Raw genomic sequence first — 6,573 nt, 5'->3', positions numbered from 1 at the left:
GTCGTAATTCACAAAATAAACAAGGAGGTTTTTATTGGGCAAGCCATCCACAAAATTCGGGATGACTCATGTTTGATATCAACATTCGGAAAGTTTAATGTTATTTCTATCACCTAAAACTCAGCATTCGCAGGTTTACTTAAATTTGGTTTGATAATTCTTAACCAGATTAATAATTTAATCATCGGATAAGTTGGGTCAAATTCATACCATTTTGAAGCGAAATTCATACTATTCGGCAATTTATGGTGATTATTTTGGAATAGCTCGCCCATCATTAGGAAATCAAATACCAATGAATTTCTTGATTTGTCGTTATTATCATGGTTTTGATAACCATATTTATGACCAGACCAGTTTACGATAGCACCATGTACAGGTCCCATCAAAAAATGGATTGGCAACAAAAAGAAAAATGCCCAGTGCATATCAAAATAAACAAAAGCAACCACATACATCAATACGTAAGCAACGCCCCAACCTATTCTTGACATCCAGTGGTCTCCCACTTTTTCAATCGTTTTTGAAAACGGATAGTTGTGGTCAAAACGCTCTTCTATTTTAGATTTATTATTCAACAATGCGTTGTAAATATCTTTTGTCTTCCACATCATAGCAAATACATTATCTGAAAAATGCGGTGAATGTGGGTCTTTTTCAGTATCGCTAAAAGCATGGTGCATACGGTGTAAAATTGCGTAGGCACGTGGACTTAAATAAGAAGATCCTTGAGAAACGTAAGTAAGAAAATAGAAAAATTTCTCCCAAAATTTATTCATCGTAAACATCTTATGTGCTGAATAACGATGTAAGAAAAACGTTTGACTAAATAAAGATAAATACCAATGAAAGATGAAAGCGGGCAATACCAATTGCATGATTATATTTTGTTATTTTAATTTGTTCTTGTGATTGAGCACTAAAAAGAAAGTCCTTAGTTATTTCTCATTAAAAGAATAACACTAAAGCTTCAACAAAGTTACCGAATGTTTGGTGAAATGGTTTAAATATTTTCATATTCTGACATTTGCAAGGTTTAAAACGATGTTAGCGAGTATGAAAGGAGATTTGCCCCCATTTGCAAGGCTTTCATCCTGATACCTTCGGGGTCATTGTACACACTTTGGTCTTCCCAGCCATTGCCCAAATCGCATTCGTAGGTATAATAACAGACCAATCGTCCTTCATAAATCAAACCGAAACCTTGCGGAGGTTTGTTATCATGTTCGTGTATTTTGGGTAATCCATTCGGAAATTTGAATTTCTGGCTATAAATAGGATGGTTAAATGGCAATTCAACAAAACTTAGTTCGGGAAAAACCTTTTTCATTTCTCTTCTAATGAATTTATCCAACCCATAGTTATCATCAATGTGTAAAAAACCTCCGCCTACTAAATACTTTCTAAGGTTTATTACATCGGCTTCACTAAAAACTACATTCCCGTGTCCTGTTAAATGCACAAATGGATAAGTAAACAATTCAGGACTTGATGGTTCTACAATATCCTCTTCTGGGGCAATGTTCGTTCTGAGGTTACTATTGCAAAATTTAATAAGGTTGGATAGCGAGGTTTTGTTACAATACCAATCGCCCCCTCCCCCATATTTCATTTTAGCAATTTTAAATGAATACTGAGCAAAGCTTTGATGATTAACAACCAACAAAAAAGTCAACAGCAAAATATAGGCAATACTTTTAGCGGTATTCTTCATAGTTGAATTACATTTTTGTTTGCTTGATTTACTATTGATTAATTAAATTTAAAGCAAAACAGGCTGCCAATCCAGCCGTTTCAGTTCTTAATCTACTTTTGCCTAGCGTAACAGGCTTAAATCCTTTTGCCAAAGCTTGTTGTATTTCTTCGGGAGTAAAGTCACCTTCTGGGCCTATCATCACAGCGTAATTCCCTTTTGGGGTTGCCAACTCTTGAATCAATTTTCTATCACCTTCTTCTAAGTGAGCAATCATTTTCTGGTCTTCTGCAATATCTTTTTGTAAAAAAGCCTTCCAGCTAATCATCTCATTAATCTTGGGCAAAAATGCTTTGAGTGATTGTTTCATTGCTCCGATGGCTATTTTTTCAACCCTGATTGTTTTGATTTCCTTTCGTTCAGAATAACGACTTTGAATAAAAGAAATTTCATGAATGCCCATTTCAACACATTTTTCTATCATCCATTCTATCCTATCCATATTTTTGGTAGGTGCAATAATCAAATGAATGTAAAAATCCTGACGCTCGTAATTTTGTTGTTCTTCCAAAATCCTCACTTCACATTTTTTTTCATGTGCCACTTTTATATCACAACGATAGAATCCTCCGTTGCCATCCACTACATAAATTTTACTTCCTACTGTAAGGCGTAAAACTCTGATTGCATGACGAGACTCTTCTTCGTTTAACAAATGTGTTTGCTTGATATTGGGTTCGTAAAATATATTCATGTAATTAGTCTTCCTGAAGCTTAGAAAGCGATTCTTTTTCCAGAGAAGATTTTTTGCTATAACAAAAGTAAATAAATAAAATACCTGCTATGACGATTGGCACCGCGATTATTGAGCCTTCAAAGCCAAATTCTCCGCCAGTCCATAGGATATTACCCATTACATTTTGGGTGATAATGCCTTGTATATTATGTCCTGATACTTCAAAGCCAAAAACTGCTCCTTGAAAGAAATTCCAAGTAAAATGTAGCCCGATAGGAAACATCAAGTTTTTATGAAAGATGAAATACATTCCGAGCAAATAACCCGCCAAAACCAGATTGAATAGAGGAACGAGGGCGATATGATTGTTCATCAGATGTAACCCTGAAAAGATTAATGCAGACGTGCTGAGTGCCACATATTTATTCATGCCTTTCATTAAGGTACTTAGTACATACCCACGAGCCATGAGTTCCTCTGAAATGGCAACACATACAAAAAAGATGATGTATGACATGAACATTATGGGATGAAACTCAAGCTTAACTACTTGAACAAATCCCATAATTTTCATGATTATAAATCCCGCAGTAATTAAAATAATGCCTAACAAACATCCACTGGCAAAATCTTTTGTTTTTCCTTTCCAGTTGAGCCCCAACTGTTTAAAGGTAAGTTTATTTCCTAAAAGTACTGGAAAAAGCCAAACTGCTACTATTTCAACGATTACTCCCCCTAATTCCTGCAACAATAATTTATCATGATGCTTAGGCTGACTACTCAGTTCATACAGTTGGTTTAAGCTAATCCCATAAATATTTGCTAATAAGTAGGCAAATAAAATTCTACCAAGCCCAGCGAAGAAAATAAAAAACAAAAGAAACCCAGCAACATTAATCAGTGCCTTCAACCAAATGGGTACAGCGTTAAACATTTATATGTGTTAAGTAATTGAGTGATTTAGTGAATGAGTGATTAATATTTTAAAATTCAACAAATTCTTATCACCACAACTCATCACTCACACCTCTTACTTAGTCTTCTGCTTCTGTTTTGAAAGAATATAAAGTTGGGTCTAATTTGAAGTTGCCTGACAAATAATCATCAACAAATTTAGTTACCACTCTATCATTTACTTCTTCTACGTTCAAACATACCTCAAGACCGATTCCAAATTCAAAATCTTCATCAATCTCTAAGTGTTCAGAAAGCTTAATTTCTTCATTCTCTTCAATTTCTTCAATCAATTCGGTGATGAACAATTCTACTTCTTCATCCATTGCTTCATTGGCAGTATACGTCTCATCACGATTTTCAACAGGCACATACAAAGGAAATGATTTCATCGCTTGGCGCTCGGCAGTTTCGTAAACGATACTATTGTAGTGCAAACGCAAAGAATAAATAACGGCATCAAAAATTGCTTCTTGTCCATTGTATTCACCAACAAACTGAACGTGAACAAATTCTTCAACGTTATCAGGTTCGTCATTAAGTTCGTCTTCAAAGTAAACAAACTTTTTTCCTGCTTCCTTGCATTCCTTTTTTAACTGTTCAATTTCTTTTGGGTCAAGTCCCGGATTTGATTTTAATGACATATTACAATAGATTAATTTATGTGTCAAAGATAGCAAAAATGCCCACTAACACAAAAGTGTTGTGGGCATTTTCAGGCTTTATATTACTTATCTGATAAGTAACAACTCTCTATATTTTGGTAAAGGCCATTCATCGTCATCAACGATAAGCTCTAATTTATCTACACAGTAACGAATTTCCTCAAAATAATTCTTCACTTTAGTGCTATAAAGTCTAGCTCTTTCAGCAGTATCTTCTACATTATTGGCTTCTTTTCTAGCCTCAGTCATCTCATCAACCAAGTTGTTGATTTTAGAAGTATAGATAGATATTTTCTTGATTATTTCAATCGTCGGCGCATAATATTGTGGGTCGATACCGATTTCTTTTTGTCCACGAACATTATCAACCAATTGCGTTTGGTATTTCAAAGAAGTTGAAACGATGTGGTTAATGGCTAAATCGCCCACTACTCTCGATTCAATCTGAATTTTCTTGATATAATTTTCAACCTCAATTTCATAACGAGCGTGCATTTCAACCTCATTGAAGATACCATGCTTAGAAAACAAGTCTGCCGCAGATTTATCTAAGTATTTCAATAATGCTTCGGGCGTTGTCTTTAGATTAGACAATCCTCTTTTTTCAGCCTCTTGTGTCCACTCTTCAGAGTATCCATTTCCTTCAAAAAGAATTTTTCTTGATTGTTTTACATATTTTTTCAATACCTCAACAATCGCTAGTTCTTTCTTGATACCTTTTTCAAGGTATACGTCTACTTCTTCTCTGAATTGGAATAATTGGTTGGCAACAATAGTGTTCAAAATCGTCATCGGAGCAGCCGAATTGGCAGATGAACCAACAGCTCTGAATTCAAATTTATTTCCTGTAAAAGCAAAAGGGGAAGTTCTGTTTCTATCAGTATTATCCAACAGAAGTGCTGGAATTTTATTGATACCTAGTCTTAGATAAACGTTATCACCTTTTTCTAATTTAATATCGTGCATTTCAGAAAGATTCTCTAAATCATTCAATACGCGCGTCATTTCTGTACCGATAAAAATAGAAACAATGGCTGGAGGAGCTTCGTTTGCTCCTAAACGGTGTTCGTTCCCTGCCGTTGCGATAGATGCACGCAATAAATCAGCATAATCGTGAACAGCCTTAATCGTATTTACAAAGAAAGTAAGAAAACGAAGGTTTTCTTTTGGCTTAGTTGATGGGCCTAAAAGGTTAACGCCAGTATCAGTAGCCAACGACCAGTTATTGTGTTTACCAGAACCGTTGATACCCGCAAATGGTTTTTCATGGAAAAGTACACGCATTTTATGTTTTGCGGCTACTTTATTCATTAAGTCCATCAAAAGGGCGTTGTGGTCGCAAGCTAAGTTAGCCTCTTCAAAAGTCGGAGCAACTTCAAACTGTGCAGGTGCTACTTCATTGTGGCGTGTACGCACTGGCATACCTAGTTTCAAAGCTTCAAGCTCAAAATCAACCATGAAGGCATTTACTCTTGAAGGAATTGAGCCAAAGTAATGGTCTTCCAACTGTTGCCCTTTTGCTGGCGAGTGTCCGAAAACTGTTCTACCAGACATCATTAAATCTGGACGAGCATTGTATAATGCTTCATCCACCAAAAAGTATTCTTGTTCAACACCTACCGAAGCCGTTACTTTTGAAACTTCACGATTGAAGTATTCATTCATCACTTTGGTAGCTGCCTTATCAATCAATTCCCCTGATTTCAACAGCGGTGTTTTATAGTCAAGTGCTTCGCCAGTATAAGAAACAAATACTGATGGGATACACAAAGTAGCAGTACCTGCCACGTTTTCCATGATGAACGCAGGAGAAGAAGGGTCCCATGCGGTATAACCACGTGCCTCAAAAGTAGAACGAATCCCACCGTTAGGGAAAGACGAAGCATCAGGCTCTTGTTGAACCAATGCCGACCCCTTGAATTTTTCTACTGCTTTACCCTTACCTGTGATATCAAAAAAAGCATCGTGCTTTTCAGCAGTAGTACCAGTTAGTGGTTGAAACCAGTGAGTATAGTGTGTTACTCCTTTCGATAAAGCCCAAGATTTCATTGCAGCGGCTACTTCGTCGGCAGCCTCTCTATCAATTTTCTTACCATCTTCAATCGCGTTTGTAATTTTCAGATAAGCTTCTGGACTCAACAAAGAACGCATCACTTCATCATTAAAAGTATTGCTTCCATAATAGTCCGTTACTTTCTCTGTCGGTATTTTCACTGCTACCGTCGGGCGAGATTGAGCTAACTCAAGTGCTTTAAATCTTGCAATTGCCATATAAATTAATTCAGATTATTTTTTGAATGTTAATGGATAATCCATTTGGACCTTGATTGGAAACATTGTAAAGCTATGTTCCCACTCAATCATATCCTCATTAATACCACTAAATTTTAAACTCACGTATAAATGTAATTGAAATTTATTTTTTATTAATTATTCAGGGATAAAATTTAAAAAAATAGCCAAAATTGGGCTTTTGACTCCAAAATTGAAAACCTTCAAATATCACAATTTTATCAATATTAAAA

Annotated in this window: 6 protein-coding genes; all 6 read right to left on the bottom strand. The window is 35.7% G+C overall.

Going from position 1 to position 6,573, the window contains the following annotated elements; translation table 11 throughout:
- Nucleotides 1–113: 113 nt before the first annotated feature.
- Nucleotides 114–878: an acyl-CoA desaturase gene (locus tag AC07XN_RS22865; protein ID WP_309916716.1), complete on the bottom strand. Its 765-nt coding sequence runs from the start codon at nucleotides 876–878 to the stop codon at nucleotides 114–116.
- Between the two features lie 158 nt (nucleotides 879–1,036).
- Nucleotides 1,037–1,714: a DUF4159 domain-containing protein gene (locus AC07XN_RS22860; RefSeq protein ID WP_309916720.1), complete on the bottom strand. Its 678-nt coding sequence runs from the start codon at nucleotides 1,712–1,714 to the stop codon at nucleotides 1,037–1,039.
- Between the two features lie 31 nt (nucleotides 1,715–1,745).
- The gene (locus AC07XN_RS22855; RefSeq protein ID WP_309916723.1) at nucleotides 1,746–2,447 is read right to left on the bottom strand and encodes a 16S rRNA (uracil(1498)-N(3))-methyltransferase; all 702 of its coding nucleotides are present in this window, start codon (nucleotides 2,445–2,447) and stop codon (nucleotides 1,746–1,748) included.
- Between the two features lie 4 nt (nucleotides 2,448–2,451).
- Nucleotides 2,452–3,363: a CPBP family intramembrane glutamic endopeptidase gene (locus AC07XN_RS22850; RefSeq protein WP_494744738.1), complete on the bottom strand. Its 912-nt coding sequence runs from the start codon at nucleotides 3,361–3,363 to the stop codon at nucleotides 2,452–2,454.
- A 100-nt stretch (nucleotides 3,364–3,463) separates the two neighbouring features.
- Nucleotides 3,464–4,027, bottom strand: a complete 564-nt coding sequence (locus AC07XN_RS22845; protein ID WP_309916729.1) for a hypothetical protein — start codon at nucleotides 4,025–4,027, stop codon at nucleotides 3,464–3,466.
- Between the two features lie 87 nt (nucleotides 4,028–4,114).
- The gene (locus AC07XN_RS22840) at nucleotides 4,115–6,319 is read right to left on the bottom strand and encodes a glutamine synthetase III family protein (RefSeq protein ID WP_309916731.1); all 2,205 of its coding nucleotides are present in this window, start codon (nucleotides 6,317–6,319) and stop codon (nucleotides 4,115–4,117) included.
- Nucleotides 6,320–6,573: the final 254 nt, after the last annotated feature.

It is taken from the genome of Arcicella sp. GW458-12-2-14-TSB2, assembly GCF_059423785.1.
Note: the sequence above shows the minus strand (reverse complement) of the source record. Positions and strands in the feature narration are given on the sequence as shown.

What these genes read in the sequence shown, in the direction of transcription:
- AC07XN_RS22865 (WP_309916716.1), bottom strand. Translation starts at nt 878, where the DNA reads ATGCAATTGGTATTGCCCGCTTTCATCTTTCATTGGTATTTATCTTTA.
- AC07XN_RS22860 (WP_309916720.1), bottom strand. Translation starts at nt 1,714, where the DNA reads ATGAAGAATACCGCTAAAAGTATTGCCTATATTTTGCTGTTGACTTTT.
- AC07XN_RS22855 (WP_309916723.1), bottom strand. Translation starts at nt 2,447, where the DNA reads ATGAATATATTTTACGAACCCAATATCAAGCAAACACATTTGTTAAAC.
- AC07XN_RS22850 (WP_494744738.1), bottom strand. Translation starts at nt 3,363, where the DNA reads ATGTTTAACGCTGTACCCATTTGGTTGAAGGCACTGATTAATGTTGCT.
- AC07XN_RS22845 (WP_309916729.1), bottom strand. Translation starts at nt 4,027, where the DNA reads ATGTCATTAAAATCAAATCCGGGACTTGACCCAAAAGAAATTGAACAG.
- AC07XN_RS22840 (WP_309916731.1), bottom strand. Translation starts at nt 6,319, where the DNA reads ATGGCAATTGCAAGATTTAAAGCACTTGAGTTAGCTCAATCTCGCCCG.